The organism is Prevotella sp. RM4 (assembly GCF_000701965.1).
Classification (GTDB): domain Bacteria; phylum Bacteroidota; class Bacteroidia; order Bacteroidales; family Bacteroidaceae; genus Prevotella; species Prevotella ruminicola.
In genome coordinates this window covers 172,961-197,220 of the sequence record NZ_JNKG01000008.1, presented here as the reverse complement: position 1 = coordinate 197,220, position 24,260 = coordinate 172,961, and the positions used below count along the sequence as shown (strand labels likewise).

Sequence of the window (24,260 nt, the reverse complement as noted above, 5' to 3'; positions counted from 1 at the left end):
TATCTATGAATTTAAAATCATTAATAGTTTGTTGCACCTTTTTTCTGATTAGCGGTGACGTCCTAGCACAGGACGTCACCGTGTCAGTGAGCAGCAACCGTGAAACAAAAATGTCTAACGGCCTCATCAGTATTACCATTGGCAACAACGGGCGAATCAGTCAGATGACTCCCACAAACGGTTCAAATGTCATTGGTAGCAACGGCGTATACTTTGACTACACCTCCGACAAAAATCGCACACTCAACCCATCGAAGGTAGATATTGTACAGCAAACCGCTGATTATGCCGAGGTGGTATACAGCAACATGGATAACCATCCACATTTGCAGCAGGGATTTATTATACGGCGAGGCGTTTGTGGTGTCTATGTTTATATGGTTGTTAGCGGCACAAACGCTTCATCAGCAGTAAAAATGCGTGAGATGAGAGTATGCACACGTCTTGCCTCCTCTTTCATCAATGGTTATGTTGACGATCACATGCAAGGACGTATCCCATCCAATAGCGAGATGAAAACGGCCGAGCGAGAAGAGAACAAAGTAGCCGATGCCACTTATAGAATGGCGGATGGAAGTATATATACCAAGTACAACTGGGGACAATACATCGTAAAAGATAGTCTGCATGGTTTAATGTCCGACGACACAGGCGTATGGAATATTGCTTGTAGTCATGAGTGGGTTAATGGTGGACCAATGAAACAAGAGCTGACTGTTCATGCCACAGCAAAATCACCTATTACCATCCAAATGTTGCAAGGCGAGCATCTGGGAGCCTCTTCGCATAGTTTCAAGGAGGGAGAGCATAAAATTTACGGTCCTTTCCTGATTTATGTGAATAGGGGAAACCACGAGGAGATGATAGCCAATGCCAAGGCGATGGCACATCAGCAACAGGCAGAGTGGCCATTCCAATGGTTCCAACATGAACTATACCCCACAGAACGTGCTACAGTGACAGGTAGGATTAATGTCAAGACTAACCAAGGGCGCGAAGGTATACAGGTTATTTTAGCAGAGCCTGGTAGCGATCCTTACAGTCAAGGTAAACGTTATATGTTTTGGACAAAAACAGATAACAACGGTTACTTCTCCATCCCTGCTGTACGTCCCGACGACTATACACTCTATGCCTATGCCACACAAGGTGACATAACCGACCAACTGGTAGTTGATCATGTTCAAGTAGAAGCAGGCATATGCGACTTGGGGACAATTGAGTGGGCACCTAAACAATATGAACATTTGTTATGGATGATAGGCGAAAATAACCGTTTGAGCGATGGTTATGCGCTAAGCAACGCATCGCGTTCCTATTTATTACCCGAGACGGTGCCATCCAATCTTACATTCGTGATTGGGGGAAGCAGTCAAAGTACAGACTGGTATTATGCCCAAACAAAGAAAGGAACATGGACGGTAAAGTTTAATTGCACCAAATCGTATACAGGCAATGCCCACCTCACAGCCTCGCTAGCCGCTGTTACCAGCAATCCCACAGTAAAGATATGTCTTAATGGTCATACCCTTACTACATGGAGTTGGAATACCAACGACGGAGCAATCTACCGTAGTGCCACACAGAGTGGGCGACACGATGTGAAGGCACTGGTTTTTGACGCATCCCTGTTGTCACAAGGAGAGAATACTCTCACCTTCAACCTGACAAACGGAACGGGCAGGAACGGCGTGATGTGGGATTGTATCAAACTGGAAACTGGCGATATGACAACCTCTGATATTGGTCAGAATTCTATCGCATCACCAAAAGTAATTGCTATAGAATATTATAATCTGCAAGGAATACGTATGTGCCAAGCCCCAAAAGGCCTCTGCATTGTAAGTACGATAACTGAGGATGGCAGAAGAGAAAATAAGATTGTAAATTACAAATAAAACTATCATTATGGAAAATAAGAAAAAAAGAATGACACTGATGGCGCTCATCTATGTATGCGTGTTGAGTATCTATGCTCACCCACACGTATTGTGGTACGACCGCCCAGCCAAGCATTGGGTTGAGGCTTTGCCATTAGGAAATGGTCGTTTAGGAGCAATGGTTTATGGTGGTGTTGAGAGCGATACTATCCAGCTGAACGAAGACACGTTTTGGAGTGGTTCACCGTACAACAACGTAAATCCTAAGGCACTTGGTGTGCTGCAGGACATACGGGCAGCACTTAATCGTGGCGATTATCAGCAAGCCCAGTACTTGTCAATGCACAATATCACAGCCGATAGGAGCATCACTGGTCATGGTATGATTTATGAGTCGGTAGGTAATCTGATTCTTACATTCCCACAGCAAAAGGTAAACGCCTATCGCCGTGAGCTTAGTCTAGATCAGGCTGTAGCCACTACTACTTATCAGGCCGATGGCATAGGTTACGAACGTCAGGTTATCACCTCATTAACCGATAACGTAACACTCATCAGACTGAAAGCTACCAATGGTGGCAAACTGCAGTTCAGTACGTCGTTTGCCGGGCCGTTGAAGAAACAGCGCGTGCTGGCCGATGTGAGTCAGGTAGGCAACGATATGCTACGTGTATTCAGCCACCCTACTGCCCCAAAAGAAGAGAATGTACCCAATGGTTTGCACTGCGTATCTTATATCAAGGTTATTCCAACAGGCGGAAAAGTAACTGGCGCCAATGGTACCATCAATGTAAGCGGCGCAACCGAGGCTTTGGTTGTGGTTAGCTCAGCAACCAACTTTGTGAGATATGACAATATTACAGCCGATGCAGACGCAAAAGCGATGACAATATTAAACAGCTATCTTGATAAACACGAGCCATTCGAGAAGTCGTTGGCAAATCATGTGGCTCGTTATCAGGAACAGTTCAATCGTGTGAGTTTGGATTTGGGACATAATCCCGCACAGGAAAAGAAACCTACCGATGTACGAATTCGCGAGTTCTCGGAAACAAACGATCCCGGGTTGGTAGCCACCTATTTCCAGTTTGGTCGTTATCTGCTCATTGCCTCGTCGCAACGTGGTAGTCAGCCTGCCAATCTGCAGGGCATCTGGAATCCTGATGCCGACCAGTATCCTGCATGGGACTCAAAATACACCACTAACATTAATGTAGAGATGAACTACTGGCCTGCCGAGGTAACTAACCTTTCGGAATGCCACGATCCATTCCTGCAGATGGTAAAGGATGTAAGCGTAACAGGTCGCCGCTCAGCCAGCGAGATGTATGGTGCCCGAGGCTGGACACTGCATCATAATACCGACTTATGGCGCTCTACTGGAGCAGTTGATTATCACTCATGCTCCATCTGGCCAACATGCAACGCCTGGTTCTGTTCGCATCTGTGGGAACACTATCTGTATACAGGCGATAAAGATTACTTAAAACATGAAGCATATCCGGTGATGGCCGAGGCTTGCCGATTCTATCTCGATTTCTTGGTGCGCGAACCCAAGACTGGCTATTTGGTAGCCTCGCCCTCCCACTCTCCCGAAAACCATCCAGGTATAGGCAGATATCACGACGACATTTTTAATAACGATCAGTCGCCATCGGTTTTTGCAGGTGTATCTATGGATAACCAGATGATCTATGACTTACTTTACAACACTCGATTGGCAGCCAACGCATTAAGTATTGATCAGAGTTTTGCCGATAGTCTAGACCAGGTTCGCAGTCAGTTGCCACCTATGATGGTAGGCAAATACGGACAATTGCAAGAGTGGCTCGAAGACTGGGACCGCGAGGTAAGCAACCATCGCCACGTATCGCACCTCTGGTGCCTCTTCCCCGGTCATCAGGTATCTCCCTATAACAATCCTGTTGCTACGGCTGCTGTCCGCAAGTCGCTCATTGGTCGTGGCGATGCTTCGCGAGGTTGGTCGATGGGATGGAAGGTTTGTTTGTGGGCCCGACTGCTGGATGGCAACCACGCCTACAAACTCATCCAGAATCAGCTGAAATTGAAATCGCCCTACGTAACCATCAAGGATCAGGATGGCGGTACTTATGCCAACATGTTCGATGCACATCCGCCTTTCCAGATTGATGGTAACTTTGGTTGTTGTGCCGGCATTGCCGAAATGCTGGTGCAGAGTCACGACGGTGCTATTAACTTGTTGCCTGCCCTGCCTGATGTATGGTCAGAGGGCGAGGTAAAGGGACTAAAAACACGTGGTGGCTTCGTTATCGAGCACATGAAGTGGAAAAACGGTCGCGTAGTATTGCTCACCATCCGTTCTACACTGGGTGGCAATTTGCGCATACGCTCAGCAGTGCCACTCAAAGGTAAGGGTATAAAGAAAGCAAAAGGCATAAATACGAACCAACTTATGCAGGTATATGATATACCCGCCCCGAAGGTCAAAGATTCCTCGAAACTATTGCAAAACAAACTACTATCAACATATCTGTACGATATCAGCACTCAGCCTGATAAAGTAGTACATCTTACTCATTAAAGGCCTCCATGATGGCTGTAGGCGCGGCGTTGCTGTTAAAGGCGCCAAGCTTATAGCCACCAGGCAGGCACTGGGGCTCCCAATAGAACACACCACGGCAACGGCCATTGGTTTCGTTACGAGCCTCGCGAATCACACGGGTTAGCTGGCGGCGCCCCTCGTCCATCTTTTCTGGGTGCTGCTCATCTACCTCAAAACCCGTTTCTACTATCATCACATCGCAGCCGTATTTTTCGCTACAATGGCGGATGTTCGCCATACAGTCGGTAATAATGCCATCGGGATTTAGTTCGGGATGATCCTGCATGGCCCAGTAGGGATAGAGCGACATGCCTATCATATCAAACTTACCACCATACTTCTTCACAATATTCAGATTATAATCGTAAAGGCTCTGCAGGTGGCCGCGATCCAGATGCACAATAACAATGGCTTGAGGGAACACCTTCTTCACAGCATCGTAACCAGCACGGATAAAGCCTGCATACTGCTTGGGGTTCTGCTCGATATGCCCCATAGGCCAAAGTAGTCCGTTGGCTGTTTCGTTGCCCACCTGCACCCATCGTGGCTCAATGCCATTAGCTTTGAGCAGCGAGAGTACATCGATGGTATGTTCGCGAAGATCCTTCTTCATCTGCTTGTAGTTATGATTTTTCCAAGCCTCGGGGATAGGCTGCTTGGCAGGATCGGCCCATGAGTCGCTATAATGAAAGTCAACCATCAGGTCCATACCAAGTGCTTTGGCACGTTTGGCCATTGCCAGCAACTCATGCTTATCGTTCATGCCGCCGCGTGGGCTCACCCACACTCGCATACGGATAGCCTTCATCTGATAGTCGGTCTTCAACAGTTCCAAGCATTCTCGTTCCTTTCCATCACGATCGTGAAATTTCACGCCATGTTTCTCCTGCCCAGTGAGAAATCCCACATCGGCCCCTTTTACAAAGTCATTCTGCGCAAAAGCACTCTGCGAAACGAGTGCCATAAACATCGATACAAGCAGTAGTTTCATAACATTTAGTTTATTTTTCTGTTGCAAAAATAGGACATTTTCTGCAAAACGCAAACACTTTACCCTAAAAATGATGGTAAAAACCTGTTATTTTAAAAATATGTTGTATATTTGCAGCCAAGAAGTAATATGATTATGTTTAAACGTGCTATCTATAAAACAATACTTATAGCACTGCTGATGCTTTGGCAAACTACAGCATTGGCAGCAAACCTAATTAGCAATACCAACGAGAAAACCGACTCGACACAGTTGGTTATTAAACTCGATGCGGCATATAAATGGGTGGGCGAACATCTCGACTCGCTGGCAGACTCGTATCTGGCAAAAAGTGGCAATATTCTCGACCCCGACAATGTACGCGAGGAATTAAAATGCATTGGCTACAACGGACTGAACGTTACCGATTATATCATGGCCAGCCGACAGATAGACAGTTTGGTATTAGCCAGACTGATTGACCGTGCTGAGGCCGAAGGTAACAAAACCATCTTTTTTATGATGGGATCGACAGCATCTGGCAAATCTACTGCTTTGAGGAACAATCCCAAACTGAAAGCGCTAGCCCATAGTGCAGGATTGGTGTACGATGGTGCTTTTATCAGTATTCCATCATTCGAGAGTCGCCTAAAAATGGTACAAGACCGTGGGTTTAAAGCCAGCATCGTGTTTGTGCACAACGATCCGATAACAGGATTCACGAATATGATTAACCGCTTAATCAGGTCGAATCGTGCCATGAGTCACTATTACTATGTGTATTGTTATCCGCTCTTTAAGGGGCGCATTGCCTATCTGCTGAAAGAGCATCCCGACATCACGCTCTATTGCTTGGATAACAGTCATAACAAGGGTGGCGTGCGCGTTAGCATCGAAGAGGCGCTGACGTGGGATTACACCATCACCGAGGAGGTTGAAAACAAACTCAACGACATCATGCAGGAGTTTATCAGCTCAGGCAAACTCACCCCCGCCCAAATCCAAGCCCTCATCGCACGATAGAAACAAATTATCGAGAAAAAACTTCATTTTTAACGTCATAATGTCATATTTAGTCTAAGTGTTTGTGTTACAAGGCTTTACATATGACATCACAATGTCATACCAATATTATTAATGTCATATTGTGAATATTACGGCATAATAGAACCTATATTTCCAATATGTTTCATCGACAGAAACAATGTGTTTCCCCATGAGAAACAAAGTGTTTCGCCTCATGAAACACTTTGTTCTAGCAATTTCTACAACTTAAAGCATACCTAATATGACGTTAAGAAACATAACTTCATATAATGTCATCATCTATAATTTGGTAATTCACAATGGTTTACATTAAATATGACGTTATGACATTAATTATTCCCAACAGAACATAGAGCCGTTGCGACGGGCCGGGTCGGCACCAGCGAAGTCCATCGAATAAGGACTGCCTGTGGTAGGACTTTTACCAACGTAGCGGTGGGTACGCATAGACATCAGCATAAACTCGTGGTTGAGATAATCCTGCCATAGGAACACCTCGGCTTTCGAAGCATCGGTAGTCAGGCGTACATCGCCCGGAATACCAAAGCCCGAGCACCATACGTAGCGACCATCCTCGCACTGCAGCACTACCTTTCCCTGACCTTTATCGATGATACGGAAACGTGTTTGTGGACTCTTGTCGGCCTCATCGGTATCGTAAAGCAAGCCATGCTTCTGAGCGATAGCAGGTTTGCCGGTGGCTAAATTAATGATGCGAAACGACTTGCCGTATGGGATATTCTGACTGCGATCTGCCTGCGGTTCTACTACCTTAAAGTTGTCGAACTCGGCATAACCACCCTGTTTGCCCTTATGATTAAAGGCGAAAAGCGCATGGCGCGAGCCCTGGAACGAGATAAGCTGATAGCTGAGAGGCATTTCGCGGCCTAACTGGTGATAGGTAGAGCCATCAAGCGAATACTCGTAATGAGCCTGATTGTTATCATAATCGCCCACCATACGGAGCCACAGCTTTTCGGCATTCACTTTTTGATTGATAGTATCATTGGTGGCCTGTTCGAAGCAACGGAGCGTAAGAGTGCTACCATCTTTTACGATGCCTATCCACGAGCAAGGCACGTTGATATTGCCAAGACCTGCCACATCACCATCTTTCATACCCCTGGTAAAGAGCTCGACGGTGGCGACAGATGTAGGACCGATGACACGCTGAGTGAGTGTGTTTCGTGCCCACATCAGTTGTTCGGCAGGCATCGATTGAAGACGCAAGCGGCCCTTCTTCAACCCCCACTTAGTATCATCGGGGTTGTGATTCCACTGCCATACGTTACCCAGCTTTGCCGAATTAAAATCATCGTTACGAAGATATGGAGCATGTGCTTTTATGTTGGTAGCGATGTTGGGTTTGAACCAGGTACGTGGAGCGCGACCAAGGTTGCCTTCGAGGCCTATCATAGGCCACCCATCCTTCCAGGTAATGGGCGAGAGACATACGGTGCGACCGATGGAGTGGAAGTCCATCATCAACAGCGCCCACCACTGTCCATTCTGGTCCTGCACAATACCACCCTGGTGGATGTTGGTACAAGCGGTAGCATCTTTATCAACTTGAGGTATGCCAAACTTAGTACCATCCACACCAATACGATACTTTTCGCCACGTGGCACTTGTGTTAGAGGTGCGGCATGATAGCCAAAGGTCTCGTCGGCGGTAATGGTAACGGTTTCGTAAGGTCCCCAGATGCTTTTGGAACGACTGCAGAGGGTACGGCCATTAGGCATATAATCGGTAGATATGATATAATACATATCATTAATCTTATACACATGATGGCCCTCGCCGATGGCATTGCCCTCGGGGATAATCACACGATCAGTACCCTCAACAGGACCGCTCATATCAGGCTTCAATTCGGTACAGTGCACCTCGCCATACTTATGGATGGCATAAATCTTACCGTCGTCGTCGAAAAGCACGGAGAGATCGTAGATGTTGCCCTGCATGTTATGATGCTGCCAAGGGCCACGGATATCCTTCGAGGTATAACACTGCAGACCTTTACCGTTGATGTTGGTAAACACATAAAACTGGCCGTTAGTATAACGGATGGCAGGTGCCCAAACACCCTGACCGTAAATCTCCTTGTGGTTTTTGAGAGAGAAAGCATCGTCATCGAAATCGAAACGATCAAAGCAATACGAGATATTCTCCCAGTTAACCAAATCCTTGGAGTGCAGAATCACCAGACCAGGCACGGTATGCATGGTGGTACCAGCCAGATAGTAGTCGTCGCCCACACGCAGAATGTCGGGATCGGAAAACTCATCGTAGAAAAGCGGGTTGGTAAATGTGCCATTACCGTTATCGGCCGTCCACGACTGGGCGAATGCAGAAGTAAGCGAAAAGTGAAAAGCGAAAAGCATTAGTATCGCCTTTAACCAAACATTACTGCAAAAATCTTTATTTCTAACTAACTTATAACTAACTATGGTGAACATAACTCTTCACTTTATCACTTTTCTTTTCATTATTCCAAAGTCGGCCATCCGTCAGGCGTCCAACTGATAGGACGCTGGATGAGAATAGATGCTCCTTGGTGAGCAATGCTATAGCCGTGACAGATAAAAACATCCTGACCATCGATATGGTAAGCTGCGCAATGACCAGCAGCCTCGAATGCCTTTTTATCGCCCTCGATAAAGAGGTTGCCACCACCATAGCGCATATCAATGCCATGACGGTCGAGATACGGACCATCGATGGTTTTGCTACGACCTACCGCTACACGATAATTGCTCTTGCTACCCTGACAACAATAATCCCACGATACAAACAGATAATAGTATCCTGCGTGTTTGAAGATAAATGGAGCTTCGATGGCATTTGGTCCGGCAAAGTCGGACGTTGGATTCTTGGGCGGATTGGGATTGATGGGCAGCGCATTCTTGCTGGCCTTACTATCCAAGTTAAACCTACGGGCGATGGTGCGAGGCTTTTCGCCCTTGGCAATATGCATGGTGGTATCGAGACGAGCCAGTTGGATACCATCCCAGAAAGAGCCCCATACCAGCCAAGGCTGATCCTGGTCGTCGATCACAAAGTTAGGATCAATGGCATTCCATTTGTCACGACCTTCGCGCGAAGTAACGATACAGCCCTCATCGTTCCACAAGCCAGAAGCCAGCTTCTGGGTAGAGAGCAGTCCGATGGTCGAACCATTCTTACCAAAAGTAGAGCAACTGTATGAGAGCCACCATTTGCCATGCCACTGAATCACATCGGGTGCCCAGACATGCTGTTGGAAGCCTGGTACGGAATCGTGGGTCCACTGAGGAATGACCGACATGACAGGCTCTGTGTGTACTGTCCAGTTCTTGCGATCGACAGATGTCATTTTCTGGATACCCATGCCTGTGGCAAAGATATAATAAGTACCATCCTCGTAGGCCATCACAGGATCGTGGACCATGGGTGTGTCGGTAACAAAAGGCATACGCTGCTTGGGGTGCTGCTGTCCATAAACCGCCAGGTTTGCACTCAGGACTAACAGCATCAACGAGACAACTGTTTTTCTCATATTCTTATTTTACTATGTATTTTTTACCGTTCTGGATATAGATTCCTTTACGTTGTGGATTGTTTACGCGGCGACCTTGCATATCATAGATAGCCCCATTCTGGCGTATATTGTCAGATAGCGTTTTGCTGATGCCAGTGGTTTCGCTATACTTATAGCCCCAGATGGTAACACCATCATCGGCCAAAGCCGTGAATGCAGGTGTCTTATCGTCGCTAAATGTTTTATTCTCCAAGTTCTGTTCTACCATCACACCTTTATAAACGGTTGAACCCAACGTGATGGTGATGTACGAGGTGCCCTCGTTAATACTCCAAGTACCACTCTGACTGCCACTTATGCTACCATCGGCATTGAGTTGGATTTCTACGGGGGTAACCAGTTCCTTGGTAGTGTGATTCAGGCGATATTTATGTATCAACAGCTTGTAACCTCCAGGAACTTGGGCTGTTGCTATCTGCTGAGAGGTAGCAATATCGGCACTCTTTACCTGCTCGCCAGTATACTCGAATGGAGCTGCTACCAGCCAACCATCCTGGTTCTGGAACACTTGATGCACACGCACCTGATGGTTCTCGCCAGAATTCTGGAAACGGGTATGATAAACCAGATAGGTACGGCCATCTTCGGCAGCAAGGATAGAGTTGTGACCCTGCGAGCGCTCTGAGAGATTTCCTGTAGCCATGTTGCCCCAATCGCCATAAGCACCAAAGATGTTCACACCACGATCGGTTTTTGACTGCGGACCGAAATCGACCATAAAACTCTGGAAGATAGCATCCTTGCCCTCAGTATCCAGATAAGGACCATCGGGTTTCTCAGAACGGAACACACGCATCTGGTAACCGCCATTGTTATAGTCGCTGGCCACACCACCTGCAGCCAGTCCGCCGTAGGTTACAAACAAGAAGTAATAGTTACCGATATGCTCGATGTACGAGGCTTCGCCCGACACATAGAAACCGCCAGCAACTTTCTTGCCGAAATAAGGGTCGACAGTTACACCATCGCCAGCACCGGTCAGGGTATATTCCACATCGTAGTCACGCAGACCAGTATTCTCATCAAGTTCGAGCATCCATATACCACCACTCCACGAGCCGTACGACATCCATAGCTTACCATCCTCGTCGTAGAACACGCAAGGGTCGATGCAGTTGGGATAACGTTTGCCCCAGTTGCTGCCCACAGCATAGCGACCTGGCAACGAAGCCTGAGTACCGATGGCCACTTCGAGATCGGTATCCTTATAGGATGTGCCGGTATGGAAACCACTCATCACCACAGGAGCCTGATAAAGGTAGGGACCTTCGATATTGTCGGCTGTAAGCAGAATGATGCTCGAATACCAGTTATCGCCATTCACACTAAGGTACATACACCATTTTTTCATGGCTTTATTCCAGATAACATCTGGCGCCCACATGTTGCCATCAACATTATAACTGGTACTACCACGCTTAGCCCAAGCTGTAGCACTGAATTTTGGCAACGACACAGTTGCACCGCCTTTCTTAACGGTAGTTACTGCGGGGGTTGTAAAGGCTGCACTGTTGGCTGCATTCTGACTGGATGCTGTGGCCCAAGGAGCCGTAAACGCTGTCCAGTTCATCAGATCGGTAGTTTTTGCCGCCGCACGGTGCGAGCCGAAAATGTAGTACGTCTGGGACGCTGGCTCCCACACGATGCTTGGGTCGTGTACGCTTACTCGCTTCAGCGTGTACGCCATAGCACCCATGGGAACCAGTGCAGACAGTAATATATACAGATACTTCTTCATCAATTTAAATTATTCGAAAATCAAGTGACTGCCATCTACAGTGAATCGGAAATAGAGATCGCTGCTGATGGGGCTGATACCAATGTAATCCTGCTTATAGGTCTTGCCATCGCTACCTGCCATCACACACTTCACATCGGCCGAACCGCCCTTGTTAGTAACAGATACGGTTACCATAGCCTCGTCCATAGCCTTGAGCCATGCACCCCAGTCGCTCTGACCACCACTTGGTGTGCAAGCACCATAGCTGTCGCCCCAGCCATAGTTGTCGGCACGTACCACACCATACTCGTTGGTACCATCGCTGGTAAGAACTACACAGAAGTTGTTCCAGTTGTTCTGGAGGTTTGTAAAGTTCTTGATGCGTGTGCTAACGGTATAGCCCGAAGGTACGTTGAAGTCCTGAGAGTGAGCACCCCAGAAGGCTGTAGAGTTATCCTCGGCACCAACCACATCATCGAACTCAAGATGGCTACCATCCACGGTAAAGCGGAAGTAGAAGTCGTCGGAGTTAATCTTGATACCCTTATACTCCTGTGTATAGGTAACGCCGTTGTTGCCAACCATCACAGCCTTCACATCGGCAGAACCGTTACCATGGTTAGTAACATAGGTAGTAACCTTGGCACCATCCATAGCCTTGAGCCATGCACCCCAGTCGCTCTGACCACCAGAAAGTTCGAGGGCGGCATTATTCTCATAGCCTGCACCCCAACCATAGTTATCGGCACGTACTACGGCATACTCAGAATTATCGGCAGCACAGAGAACAACGCAGAAGTTGTTCCAGTTGTTCTGACCATTGGTATAGTTGGTAAAGCGCGAAACAAACGTTTCCTTAGCACCAACCTTGATATTCTCAGAATGAGCACCCCAGAAGGCAGTCGTGTTATCGGTAGCACCAATGCTGGTGTACATCTTATCAACCACCTGGAATGAAGCGTATGCGATAATAGGATTAGCAGCCTCGCCCTTATAGGTCTTGTTGTAAACGGCTACCAGCGTCTTACTGCCCAACTGATCCATATTTGGAATAGCCTGGAAGGTAAGATCCTTGGCTGTAACCTCCTTAGATACACCCTGCTCGAACTGAACTGTAGCGGTAACATTAGCAAAGGCATCGGCAGCCTCGGTACCCTGCAGCACCTTCTTGGGCACACCATTCAGTGTCATCGAAAGTGGCTGCTTATCCTCCTTAGAGGTAAAGCCACCGATAGGCTCGATGGTAGAACCCAGCCAGCTAATATAAGAACCCTCGGGAACCAGGAATGCGCGGATAGTGCCGTTAGAGGCATCAGCATTCAGGTTAACCAGAGCCGAAGTCTGGTTATAGGTCTTTGTAACTACACCGTTAGTCATGGTAACCACCAATCCACCATTGGTACGGTCGATAGTGAGTGTTACCTTACCACCTAACTTATCAACACCAGTATCGGTATCGGTAGCAAACTCCAAGTCGCTCGATGCCAGACTACGGTCGATATAGTCACCCCACTCAGAGTTACCACTGGGCTGATAGTCGTATCGGATAGCACCATACTCCTTATAGTTGCCAGCACCACGATCCTCGTCGTTAGTAATAATCATGGCAAAGTTCTTATAAGTGTTAGAGGCACTGGGATTGATATTCAGGTTGAACTGAGCAATCCACTTGCCGCCTTCGGGAATCTGATAGTACTTAGAGAACTGAGCCCACCAGCCTGTAGAGTAATCGGTAGCACCAACGGTGTACACATCCTCCTCCATACCTTCAATCACATCGTCGCCCTGATTCTTAGCCTTTTCGGCAGCAATAGAATCAGCCTTTGACGAAAGCCAATCGGGTGCATTGATGCTGAACAAATCACCACCTTCGCAACCTGTCAGCGTGAGCAAGCTCAAGGCAGCCGAACAGATGACTGTTGCTATTTTATTGTATTTCATAATCTTATAGTTTTTACTTTTTTACCTTTTTCTTATTTACCTTTTATTTGAGGTTCACCACAGGATGAACAGGGCCGTAAAGTTTATCGGCATTGCTCTCGCTCTTGTTGGCTGAGTTACCAACCAGGTTGGGGTTATCATTCAGTGTTCCCTGATAGATGGGGAAGAACTCATGACCCTGGATCCAACTGTCGTACGAACTCTTGAGCTCAGGATCGAGACCTACCTCGGCATAGCTTACAGGCTCTTTTACACGGGTCTTGTCGTTAGTACGACGGAAGGTGCCATGCTCCTTAATCTGCTGCAGACGATCGGCGCTGTAGAAGAAGCCCCAGCGAACGAGGTCGAAACCACGACCGAACTCACAACCGAACTCCTTAGGACGCTCAACGTTAGCAATCTGCTCGAACAGCTTATCGGCATTGCCAGAGAAATCAGCTAGCTTCAGATCGGCCAAACCGGCACGGTTACGAACCTGGTTAATCCAGTCGATAGCCTGCTGTGTAGGACCATTTACCTCGTTCTCGCACTCAGCAGCACGCAGCAGTACATCAGAGTAACGCATCATGCGCAGGTTGATACCGCAGTGCAGACCTGTTACCACCTTATCGTAAAGACCAGTACGCAGGTTGGTATTCTTAGCAATAGGCAGTCCACCATTGTTGTTATTGGTTACCACGGGGGCATCGGCTGTCATAGGCACGGTATAGCAAACGTTACCATACTCAAAGCCATCCCACTCGGGCTCGTAAGTACCGATGGTCCAATACAGGCGTGGATCGAGCGAACCACTGGTGGTCTTCTCAGACTTAAAGAGCTGATAGAGCCATGGAGAGGCAGAAAGGTCGGCCCATCCACCCATGTCACCAGGACCAAAGTTACTCTCAACGGCATGACCCTGAGTAGCGTTAGGACTGGTGTTTACAGGTGTCCACTCGTCGTCGGTACCCTGTGAGCCGTAATCCAGATACTGAATCTCGAACAGGCTCTCAGCATTGTTCTCATAAGCAGAGCCCTCGCGGAAGTTATCGCCATAGTTCTTCATCAACTCATAGTGACCATACTTTCCGCCAATGATATCCTTCAGTACGGCAAGAGCCTCGCTGTACTTATGACGCATCATCAGTGCACGGGCATAATAGCCGGCAGCAGCACCGTTGGTAGCACGGCCCAGCGCCCACTGACCGCCTGCATCGCGGCTGGGCAGCAGGGTCATAGCCTCGGCAAAGTCCTTCTCTACCTGATCCCAAGCCTCATCGTAGGTGCTGTTAGTACCATAAAGACCATCGAGTGTAGAATAGGTATTATAATCGGTAATCAGAATAGGGTTCTGATAGTAACCAGTCAGGTTATAGTAAGCCAGACCGCGCAGGAACAGCATCTGTCCCTTGATGCGCTTCATAGTCTCAGAAAGAACTGAGTTATCCTCGCCACAACGAGTAATAGTGTAGTTACATACGTTGATGGTGTAATACCAGTCACGCCATGACCACTGACCAATCTCGTCGGTGAAAGGTGCATTCAGGTCATCGAAAGGCATATACCATACCTGCGATGAGTTCCAAACTTCATCACCACGACAAACGTCGAGTGTATAGCCCACACGGGCATAGGTGCCCTCCATACGGATGTGGTTGTAGGCAGCAATCACATTCTCCTCTAATGATTCGACATCGTTGCCGAATGTGGCTGTGGTTTGCTGGTTAGGGTTCGACACATCCAACTTGCTATCGCACGAAGCGAGAGTGCCAAGACCTACCAGTACAGCCAATGAAATTTTATGTAGTTTCATATACTTCAATTTATCAATTATTATATCAATGCTCATCTTAGAAAGTGAAATTCAAACCAGCCATAAAGCTTCTGGCAGTTGGGTACGAACAGTAGTTGAATCCAGGAGTGAAGGTACCACCGGCATAATCGACATTGTAACCCTTATAACCTGTGAAGGTGAAGAGGTTCTGAGCCGAAACATATACACGTACACCAGTTACGTAGTTGGCGAACCACTTGTTAGGCAGGTTGCAGCCAAGCTCTACGTTAGCAATCTTCCAGTAAGCGGCATTCTGAATCTGGCGGCAGCTGAACAGGTCGTTCCAAGCCAAGGTTGCACTGTTAGAGAGGTAAGTACGGGGGATGTTTGATACGTAGGTACCACCGTCCCACTGGTTAGCAGCAAGAATATCAACACTCTTATTACCGTAGCCGTAGCTTGAATTCAGGGTGTTATAGAGATAATCGGTTACATGGTAACCAAGGGCACCGTAAGTTGAGATACTCAAATCGAAAATCTTGTACTCGAGGTGTGCACTCAAACCAAAGTTAACCTTTGGCAGACCGCTACCCAGAACTGTCTGGTCGTCGGCATTAATCTGACCGTCGCCATTTACATCGCGATAGTAGCAATCACCCACATGGGCACCTGGCTGATACTCTTCCAGACCTTGAGCCTGTGCAAGTGCGTTCAGCTGATCGAGCTGCTCCTGGGTACGGATAATACCCTGGTAATCCCAACCATAGAACTTACCAACTTCCTGACCAACCTCGGTGATATAAGAACCAGTGATATACTTCTCTGTACCGAAACCAAGCGATGTAACCTTATTCTTCAAGGTGCTCAGGTTAGCACTGATTTCGTGCTTCAGAGCGTGATCGCGATTACGATAGGTGAGTGAGAACTCGAATCCGCTATTCTCCATCGAAGCGGCATTCATGGTTACTGAAGTGTTAGCCACACCTGCATTGGCAGGAACAGGCACGTTATAAAGCAGATCCTCTGACTTATTCTTATACCACTCGGCAGTAAACTCGATGCGGTTATTGAAGAAAGCCAGATCAAGACCTACGTTCATAGTCTTTCTCTTCTCCCATGTCAGGTTCTCGTTTACGAAAGTAGAAACAGCCGAACCAGTAACAGGCTGATTACCGAAGCTATAGGTCATGTTGTTACGAGCCATAGTTGCCTCGATGGCATAGTCGCCTACAGCAGCCTCGTAACCCAGCTCACCATAGCTGGCACGGAGCTTGAACATATTCACGATGTCGCGATTGATGGGGAAGAACTTCTCCTTATCGAAACGCCAACCAAGAGATACAGATGTGAAAGTATCCCAGCGGATATCCTTTGACAAACGAGAGCTACCATCGCGACGTACGATACCCGAAATGAGGTACTTGCCATCGAAGTCGTAGTTCAAACGAGCCAGGTAAGAAGCCAAAGTGTGCTTGTACTCATAGCTTTCGGCACTCCAAGAGCTGGCATTCTGCAGCTGCAGGAAGTAAGGCTGCGACAAGTTAACACCAGTAGCCGACTGTGTCTGGGTGTTCTCCTCCTGATAGGTCTGACCTACAACGATGTTAGCGTGATGCAGACCAATGGTACCATCGTAAGTAAGTGTATTCTCAATCAGTGCATCAGTGTACTTACGATGAGCCTTGGTAAGGCGCTCGTTCTCCTTAGCCAGATATACACGGTTACTCTGAATCCATGCAGGAATCCAGGTTTTATCATTACAAGATGTGGTGCTATATGACAGGTTGATCTTATAAGTGAGCTGATGATTCTTGCTCTTAATACCTACCATCGACAGCAGATCGACATCGGCAGAAGCGGTACCTACAAAACGATCGACGATGGTATTACGTGTAAGCATCTTATTTACCAGCAGTGGGTTCATAGCCGAGATATCGCCATGTACGGTATCGTAGTAAACACCATAGCCATAAGCATCGTACTTGTAGCCACTGGCAGAGCCTACCACATCGTCGAGTACCCATGTTGAAGCGTCGTAAGCCTTAATGGTTGGCTGCATGTTAAGCACACCACCTAACACGTTACCCAGGTTACCATACAATCCCTGTACGTACTCGTTGGCATTTGATACGGCCAAGTTGTCTTGGTCAGAGTGAGAGTAAACCAGGCTGGTGCGGAACTTCACGAACTTTGTATCCATCGTGTTGTTAACACGAGCAGTATAACGCTCGAAGTTTGGACCAGCACCCTCGAGGGTACCCTTCTGATTATAGTAATCAAGACTTATATTATAGGTATTATTAATACCACCACCACTCAGGTTCACGCTGTGGTTCTGACGGATACCTGTCTTGAAGGCCTCGGCCAACCAATCGGTATCGGTATTATCGCGGAAATGATAGTAACCATCAGAACCCAAGCTATATCCACCGGGAACAGGAATACCAGCATTCTCGGCAGCAATACCCAGATAACGACTATACTGTTCGGCATCGGTCAGATCGTAAACACCTGTCTGGATCTTATCCACACCGAAATAGCCCTTATAATCTACCTTAAGTGGCTGCTCCTTCTTTCCGCCCTTTGTAGTGATGATAACCACACCATTAGCAGCACGGCTACCATAGATAGCACCAGCAGAAGCATCCTTGAGTACCTGAATGGTCTCGATATCGTTTGGAGAGAAATCACGAATACTGGTACCTACGGGCACACCATCGATAACATAAAGAGGTGCTGTGCTACCAAAGCTACCGATACCACGAATACGTACCGTTGGGTCGGCACCAGGCTGACCATCAGAGGTAATCTGCACACCAGCTACCTTACCCTCGAGCATAGAAGAAATGTTAGAATGTGAAACGCGCTTCAACTCGTCGGCATTCACAATAGATACAGAACCTGTAAGGTCGGCTTTCTTCTGTACACCATAACCTACCACAACAACCTGGTCGAGCATCATGGCGTCGCTTTCCATTTCAATAGTTTCAATAATCGCGCGTCCGCGTACAGCTATCTCACGATCCTTGTAACCTACATAGCTCACCACAAGTGTACCATTGGCAGGTACATCGATGGTAAACTTTCCGTCGAAGTCGGTAATGACACCCGTCTGTGCCCCCTTCAACTTCACTGTAGCACCAATGAGTGGTTCTCCCTCTTGGTCTACAACCTGGCCGCTAACCTTAATAGTTTGCTGTGCCACTAATGCCATGGCAGGCACCGGATAAGCCGACAGGCCGCCCAGCATACCTAACGCAAGCATCGCAGAGAATAATACATGTTTTCTCATTGCTAATTGTTTTAAGTTTTAATTTGAATTAGTTAAAATTTGAAATAATCTGGCGCAAAGATACTGATATATAATAATGCGATGGTGGACAAAACGATTAATAAGGTGGACAAAACGTTTTTTGTCCTCCTGCACGCATATTTTCCACTTCTTGAGATATATCAAGACCTATCCTTGAGCTAAATCAAGACCAAGAACTGGGGTTGACACCATACATCTTTGTGAAGCAACGAGTAAAATATTTAGGATCATTAAAGCCTACTGCATAGGCTATCTCAGTAATATTACGGTTAGTGGTTTTAGACGATAACATCTCCTTAGCCATATTCAAGCGGTAATTGCGGATGAACTGTCCAACAGGCAGTCCAGCCTCGGCATTGAGATGCTTACTGGCTACACTACGGCTCATACCCAAAGCGTCACAAAACTCCTGCACACCAAATTCAGAGTCCATATAGTGCGTTTCCATGATTTCCATCACACGTTCCATAAAGGGGCGTGTACTCTTCAGCTGCTCTTCCTTATCAGCCTCAACGCTCTTTGTTACACTTTGTTTGTAGCGCTCCTGATTATCTAAGATATTCTGAATACGTGACTGCAACTGGCGTGGGTCGTCGGATTCTTCCAGCACCTTACGGATTGGTGTAATGAGTTGCTCGGCCTCGCGACGCTTGACAATAGTAACCCATCTATTATATAGGTACACCATGAGAACCACAAACAGAATGCCTAACAGCAAACGGAACCACCAGCTACGCCAGAAGTAGGGTTTCACCACCACCTCTATCGAGATAGTGTCACCCTCGCCAGCCATCTGTACCGACTTGTATTTTACTTCGAAAGTATAATTACCTGCAGGCAGAGCACTATATCGTACAGAATGCTGACCAGGTTTCAATACTTCCCAATCATTATCGAGCCCCTTCATACGGTAGCTATACACGCCCTGCATCTCATAGCCATAGTCGAGCGCAGAGAAGTCGATAGAGAAGGAGCGATGGCCCTCTTTCAACCAAATAGTGTTAGCCACCGAGATATCCTCTGAAAGATAATAGCTACCTGCGATAGCTTCCTGATTATCCACCATCAGATGTGTAAACGTAAGATGCCCGTGGTAATGCGTATCAGAATTGTCATCCAACATCTCAATCAAACCAGCTTCACTACCCAGACAAATATTGCCAGCAGCATCCTTCACTGCCGAGTTCCAATAGAAATGTGGACTGATAAGACCATCGTACTGCGAGTAGTTGGTAAATGCCTGCAGTTTTGGATCATAAACCGACAAACCATTCTGGGTGGTAATCCACAAGCGGCCATTACGATCCTCAACAATACCTTTCACGCCATTATATACCAGACCATTTTCTTGTGTCAGCACTTCAAAGCGCTCATCACCATTCTCATCCAATACGCGTTTATAGAGTCCGTATCCGTTACTACCCAACCACAGAGTACCATCGCTGGTTTCGCAGAACGAAGAAATCTTATCAACGATTTTGGATGTAGGATCGGCCAAAAGATGGCGGATATTGCGAGTTGCAAACTGTCCATTCTTCTCTGATTTCAAATCGACGATCACAACACCTTGCATGCACCCCATCCACAAGTGGCCATCGCGCGTTACGATCGAGCCTATACAACCTCGCACCAACTGGCACTCTTCGAATGGTTCTATCAACTGTTTGTTTTTAAAACTATAGAAAAACAAACCATCGTTACTACCAATCCACATGCCGCCATTAATGGCATCGTAAGCCATGGCGCCGATATAATTGGTTAACCGGGCCTGTTCGGCAGGAAGCTCAAGACGGACAATGGTTTGAGGATTCTTCATATCAATCCAACAAACGCCCCCACCCCAAGTACCAATCCATAACCGACCGTAAGCATCGGCAGTTAATGTTGATACACTATTATGTGGCAAGGCCGAGTTGGTCTTAGTATAGTGAATAAAGTTACGCTCGCCCTTGATTCTACGGTTCAATCCACCTTCAACAGTACCCACCCACAGCGTACCATCAGGGGCAGCAAACATCGCATTAACCGGATTGGGTGATAATGAACTGGGATCCTGCGAATGCACACTATTCTGCAGCAGCAGCTGCCTGGGAACCAATCGGATAACGCCACCTGCCTCGGTACCTACGTATATCAGACCATCGTTTACCAACAGACAATGAACAAAATCGTTCTTTAATGGCGGTGTACTGGCCTGTGTCCAAGCCGTAAAAGTGCCCGACTTATCGTCGTAGATGTTCACACCGCATAGCGAACCCACCAACAGTGTATTATCTGGCATCAGGGCGAGACTCGACAAAAACTCGTGCGAGAGATGCTGGATGGGCGTCTGATCCAAACGCTGCAGATATGGATCGTAGCGGAAAAGACCATGGTTAGTGGTGAGCCAAACAGTATTACCACGCTTCAGGATATCGGTAATATAAAGACCATACAAGGGATGGAGCAAGGTAGATATCTCTTCTCTTACCAGTTTGCCATCCTTCTCTACCATACGATAGATACCGTAATCGATACCTACCCAAGGTTTGCCATTTCCTTCAACATCACAAATACATATCTCAGGGGTATTACCTCGATACTGATATGAGGCAATATGAGCTACACTTCCATCTTCAGCAAAAGTAATAAGATTGACCCGCTTATCGGTTATCAGCCAGATACGTCCAAGAGCATCGCAATAGGATATAACGCCCGACTGTGACAACAACGCAGCAATATCGGCCTTAGGAGATTTGGGTATGGTGGTGAGCATGGTACGCAGGTCGATGACATTAGTACCTTCATCGAAGGTAACCCATAGGCGTTTAAAACGGTCCTCGGCTATCGACTTACACGACAGGCTCTTCAGACCAAGCATCGGCGACATCATACCATAGCCGTCGTAACGCACTAATCCGCCACCATATGTTGCTATCCACAAAAAACCATTAGAATCGGTATAAAGCGAACTGACATTGTTATGCGGCAAGCCGTTCTCGAGGTTGATATACGACAGATTATACCGCTCAGTTAATATGTTGCCGCTGGCCAACATGGTCAGCGACAACATACAAGAAAGTATAATCGTAGTTAATCGATTCACTTTTTAGTCTTGATATTGAACACGGCACAGGCTCCGGCAAACAACAGGATACCTGATACAATCATCATATAGGCCTGGTTGCTACCAACAAGTGTGAGGATAGAGCCACCCAACAAGGCTGCTACAATCTGAGGCACACAAATGGTTCCGTTGAAGAGTCCAAGATAAGCACCCATGTGACCATAGCCCTGCAAGGCATTAGTAACCAGTGTGAACGGACATGCCAGCTGGGCAGCCCAAGCACATCCGATAAACAGGAATGGTACAATCTGCAGGTACTGACCAGGACAGAATGGAATAAGTGCAAAGCCTAAACCTCCCAGCGCCATGCTGACAGCATAAGCCAATTTGATACTCTTGAAGCGTGGAATAAGGGCTGCCCAAGCTACCGAGCTCATAGCCTGAATGGCATAGAGCACACCCGTCCAGTTACCAGCCACCTGATAAGCTTCGCTGGCAGAATCTGCAGTATCCCAAACCGTAATAGACACTGCATCAACCACATATGTCCACATATAAAGGAAAGCAGCCCAACTGAAGAACTGCACCAAGCCGATACGCCAGAATGCCGAAGGGGCATTCTTAAGCAATACGAACCAGTTGCCCGAATCTTCTTTCTCGTTAGATACAGGATTGTATTCGGCATACTCCTCAGGCGTCCACTCCTTGACTTTGAGCGTAGTATAGATAACGCAGAGAATAAGAATGGCAGCACCAATATAGAACGACCAGATAACCGTATCGGGTACAACGCCTTCGGGAGCCACATTCTTCAGGCCAATCCAGGCAAATATGAACGGGAACAGGAACCCCACTACACTACCCGCATTACACAGGAACGACTGGATAGAGTAAGCTTTACCCTTTTGCTCTTCGTTTACCATGTCGCCCACCATCATCTTAAATGGCTGCATGGCCATATTAATACTGGTATCGAGCAACATCAGCATGAGCAAACCGAAGATCATTACCATGGAGATGCTAAGACCTAGCGAACCAGCATTTGGCAACAGACACATTACTGCTACAGCAGTCAAGGCACCAATAAACAGATAAGGTATACGACGACCGAAACGGGTCCAAGTTCTATCGCTCAGCGTACCCACGATAGGCTGCACCAGAATACCCATCAACGGGGGTAATATCCAGAAGAAACTCAGAGAGTGAGGATCGGCACCTAACGTGCGGAAGATACGTGAAATATTAGCACTCTGCAGAGCATAAGCAATCTGCACGCCAAAGAATCCGAAACTCAGATTCCACAATTTCCAAAAAGACAAATCAGGTTTTTGTTTCATATCTCTTAATTCTTAGTTCTTAATTATTTGGTTGTTCCTCGTACAACGAGACGGGTTTTAACCACGTGTTTCTCTACCTTATCGAGTGGCGACAGACCTTCGACCTTATCCATCAGAATGGTAGCAGCCTCCTCGCCTACACGATGACCACGCTGCTCAACGGTAGTCAGCATCGGGTCGCAGGCCACAGCACGCTGTCCGTTAGTAAAGCCACATATCTGCACTTCCTCTGGCACTTTGAAGCCTGCATGCTTAACGGTATAGAGCACACCGATAGCCGTATCGTCATTCACTGCAAAATACCCATCCGGCGGATTATCCATCGCCATCAGTTTAGGTGTAAGTTCCTCGGCTTCGGCACGATTATCGCACACCTGCACAATACTCTCATCAATCTGCATACCATGACTCAACAAGGCATCCTTATAACCATTAAAACGGTTCTTGGATATCTCGAGCTGAAGCGGACCGCCATAGAAAGCAATACGTTTGCAGCCCGACTCTATCAGGTAATTAACAGCGTTCATGGCACCCATATAGTCATCAACAACCACACGACTGGCATTTACACCCGTGCATATTCTATCGTAAAACACGATGGGCACACCTGCATCAATCAACTTCTGATAGTGATCGTAGTTCTTGGTATCCTTGGCTTGCGACACAATAACACCGCACACCTTAAAGCGATGGAAGTTATCACATATCTGTGCCTCACGCTCGTACTGTTCGCCACTAAGCGCCACCATGATACGATAGCCACGGGCAGCAGCAGCCTCCTCGATACCTGTAAGGATGGACGAGAAATAATAATGCGTGAACTCTGGTACTATTACACCAATAACACGTTGGGGCATAACACGACTATGGCGAAGAGCCTCGCCAATGGCATTAGGATAGAAGTTATGCTCGCGTGCAAACTGCTGGATAGCCCTGCGACGCTCTTCGCTGATACGGGGTGAATCCTTGAGTGCACGCGACACGGTAGCCACGGAAATACCAAACTCCCGTGCGATATCCTTCATTGTCATTGGCGCCTTTTCTTCCATCGGTTTCCAATTATTCCGCGTGCAAAGATAATAAATCTT

Annotated in this window: 12 protein-coding genes and 1 pseudogene; 3 read left to right on the top strand and 10 right to left on the bottom strand. The window is 47.2% G+C overall.

Features of this window, described 5'->3' with window-relative positions:
• Nucleotides 1-5: 5 nt before the first annotated feature.
• The gene (locus tag T499_RS0106895; protein WP_033150348.1) at nt 6-1,898 is read left to right on the top strand and encodes a polysaccharide lyase family protein; all 1,893 of its coding nucleotides are present in this window, start codon (nt 6-8) and stop codon (nt 1,896-1,898) included.
• Nucleotides 1,899-1,908: 10 nt separating this feature from the next.
• Nucleotides 1,909-4,443 carry a glycoside hydrolase family 95 protein gene (locus tag T499_RS0106890; protein ID WP_033150347.1) on the top strand — a complete coding sequence of 845 codons (2,535 nt, stop codon included), beginning with the start codon at nt 1,909-1,911 and terminating at the stop codon, nt 4,441-4,443.
• Here T499_RS0106890 and T499_RS0106885 read toward each other — a convergent pair.
• On the bottom strand, nt 4,433-5,455 hold the full coding sequence (locus T499_RS0106885) for a glycoside hydrolase family 53 protein (protein WP_033150346.1): 1,023 nt from the start codon (nt 5,453-5,455) through the stop codon (nt 4,433-4,435). The two genes, T499_RS0106890 and T499_RS0106885, sit on opposite strands and share 11 nt — an antisense overlap.
• A gap of 135 nt (nt 5,456-5,590) precedes the next feature.
• Here T499_RS0106885 and T499_RS0106880 point away from each other — a divergent pair, with 135 nt between their 5' ends.
• Nucleotides 5,591-6,457, top strand: a complete 867-nt coding sequence (locus T499_RS0106880) for a hypothetical protein (RefSeq protein WP_198021257.1) — start codon at nt 5,591-5,593, stop codon at nt 6,455-6,457.
• 357 nt (nt 6,458-6,814) lie between these two features.
• Here the strand turns inward: T499_RS0106880 and T499_RS0106875 are convergent, their stop codons facing one another.
• From T499_RS0106875 to T499_RS0106835, 9 genes and pseudogenes are all read right to left on the bottom strand, one after another.
• Entirely contained in the window at nt 6,815-8,866 is a 2,052-nt protein-coding gene (locus tag T499_RS0106875; protein WP_052173519.1) for a glycoside hydrolase family 43 protein, read from the bottom strand.
• Between the two features lie 104 nt (nt 8,867-8,970).
• Entirely contained in the window at nt 8,971-10,020 is a 1,050-nt protein-coding gene (locus T499_RS0106870) for a family 43 glycosylhydrolase (protein ID WP_033150343.1), read from the bottom strand.
• A 4-nt stretch (nt 10,021-10,024) separates the two neighbouring features.
• Entirely contained in the window at nt 10,025-11,800 is a 1,776-nt protein-coding gene (locus T499_RS0106865; RefSeq protein ID WP_052173517.1) for a glycoside hydrolase family 43 protein, read from the bottom strand.
• Between the two features lie 459 nt (nt 11,801-12,259).
• Nucleotides 12,260-13,723: pseudogene (locus T499_RS0106860) on the bottom strand (hypothetical protein); the annotation flags it as partial.
• Between the two features lie 43 nt (nt 13,724-13,766).
• A complete protein-coding gene (locus tag T499_RS0106855) occupies nt 13,767-15,515 on the bottom strand; it encodes a RagB/SusD family nutrient uptake outer membrane protein (RefSeq protein ID WP_033150532.1) in 1,749 nt (582 codons plus the stop codon).
• Between the two features lie 37 nt (nt 15,516-15,552).
• Nucleotides 15,553-18,768: a SusC/RagA family TonB-linked outer membrane protein gene (locus T499_RS0106850; protein ID WP_033150341.1), complete on the bottom strand. Its 3,216-nt coding sequence runs from the start codon at nt 18,766-18,768 to the stop codon at nt 15,553-15,555.
• A 184-nt stretch (nt 18,769-18,952) separates the two neighbouring features.
• Entirely contained in the window at nt 18,953-21,874 is a 2,922-nt protein-coding gene (locus T499_RS0106845; RefSeq protein ID WP_033150340.1) for a two-component regulator propeller domain-containing protein, read from the bottom strand.
• On the bottom strand, nt 21,871-23,172 hold the full coding sequence (locus T499_RS0106840) for an MFS transporter (RefSeq protein WP_013064553.1): 1,302 nt from the start codon (nt 23,170-23,172) through the stop codon (nt 21,871-21,873). The genes T499_RS0106845 and T499_RS0106840 overlap by 4 nt, the downstream gene beginning before the upstream one ends.
• 23 nt (nt 23,173-23,195) lie before the next feature.
• Entirely contained in the window at nt 23,196-24,221 is a 1,026-nt protein-coding gene (locus tag T499_RS0106835; protein WP_013065485.1) for a LacI family DNA-binding transcriptional regulator, read from the bottom strand.
• Between the last annotated feature and the right edge of the window lie 39 nt (nt 24,222-24,260).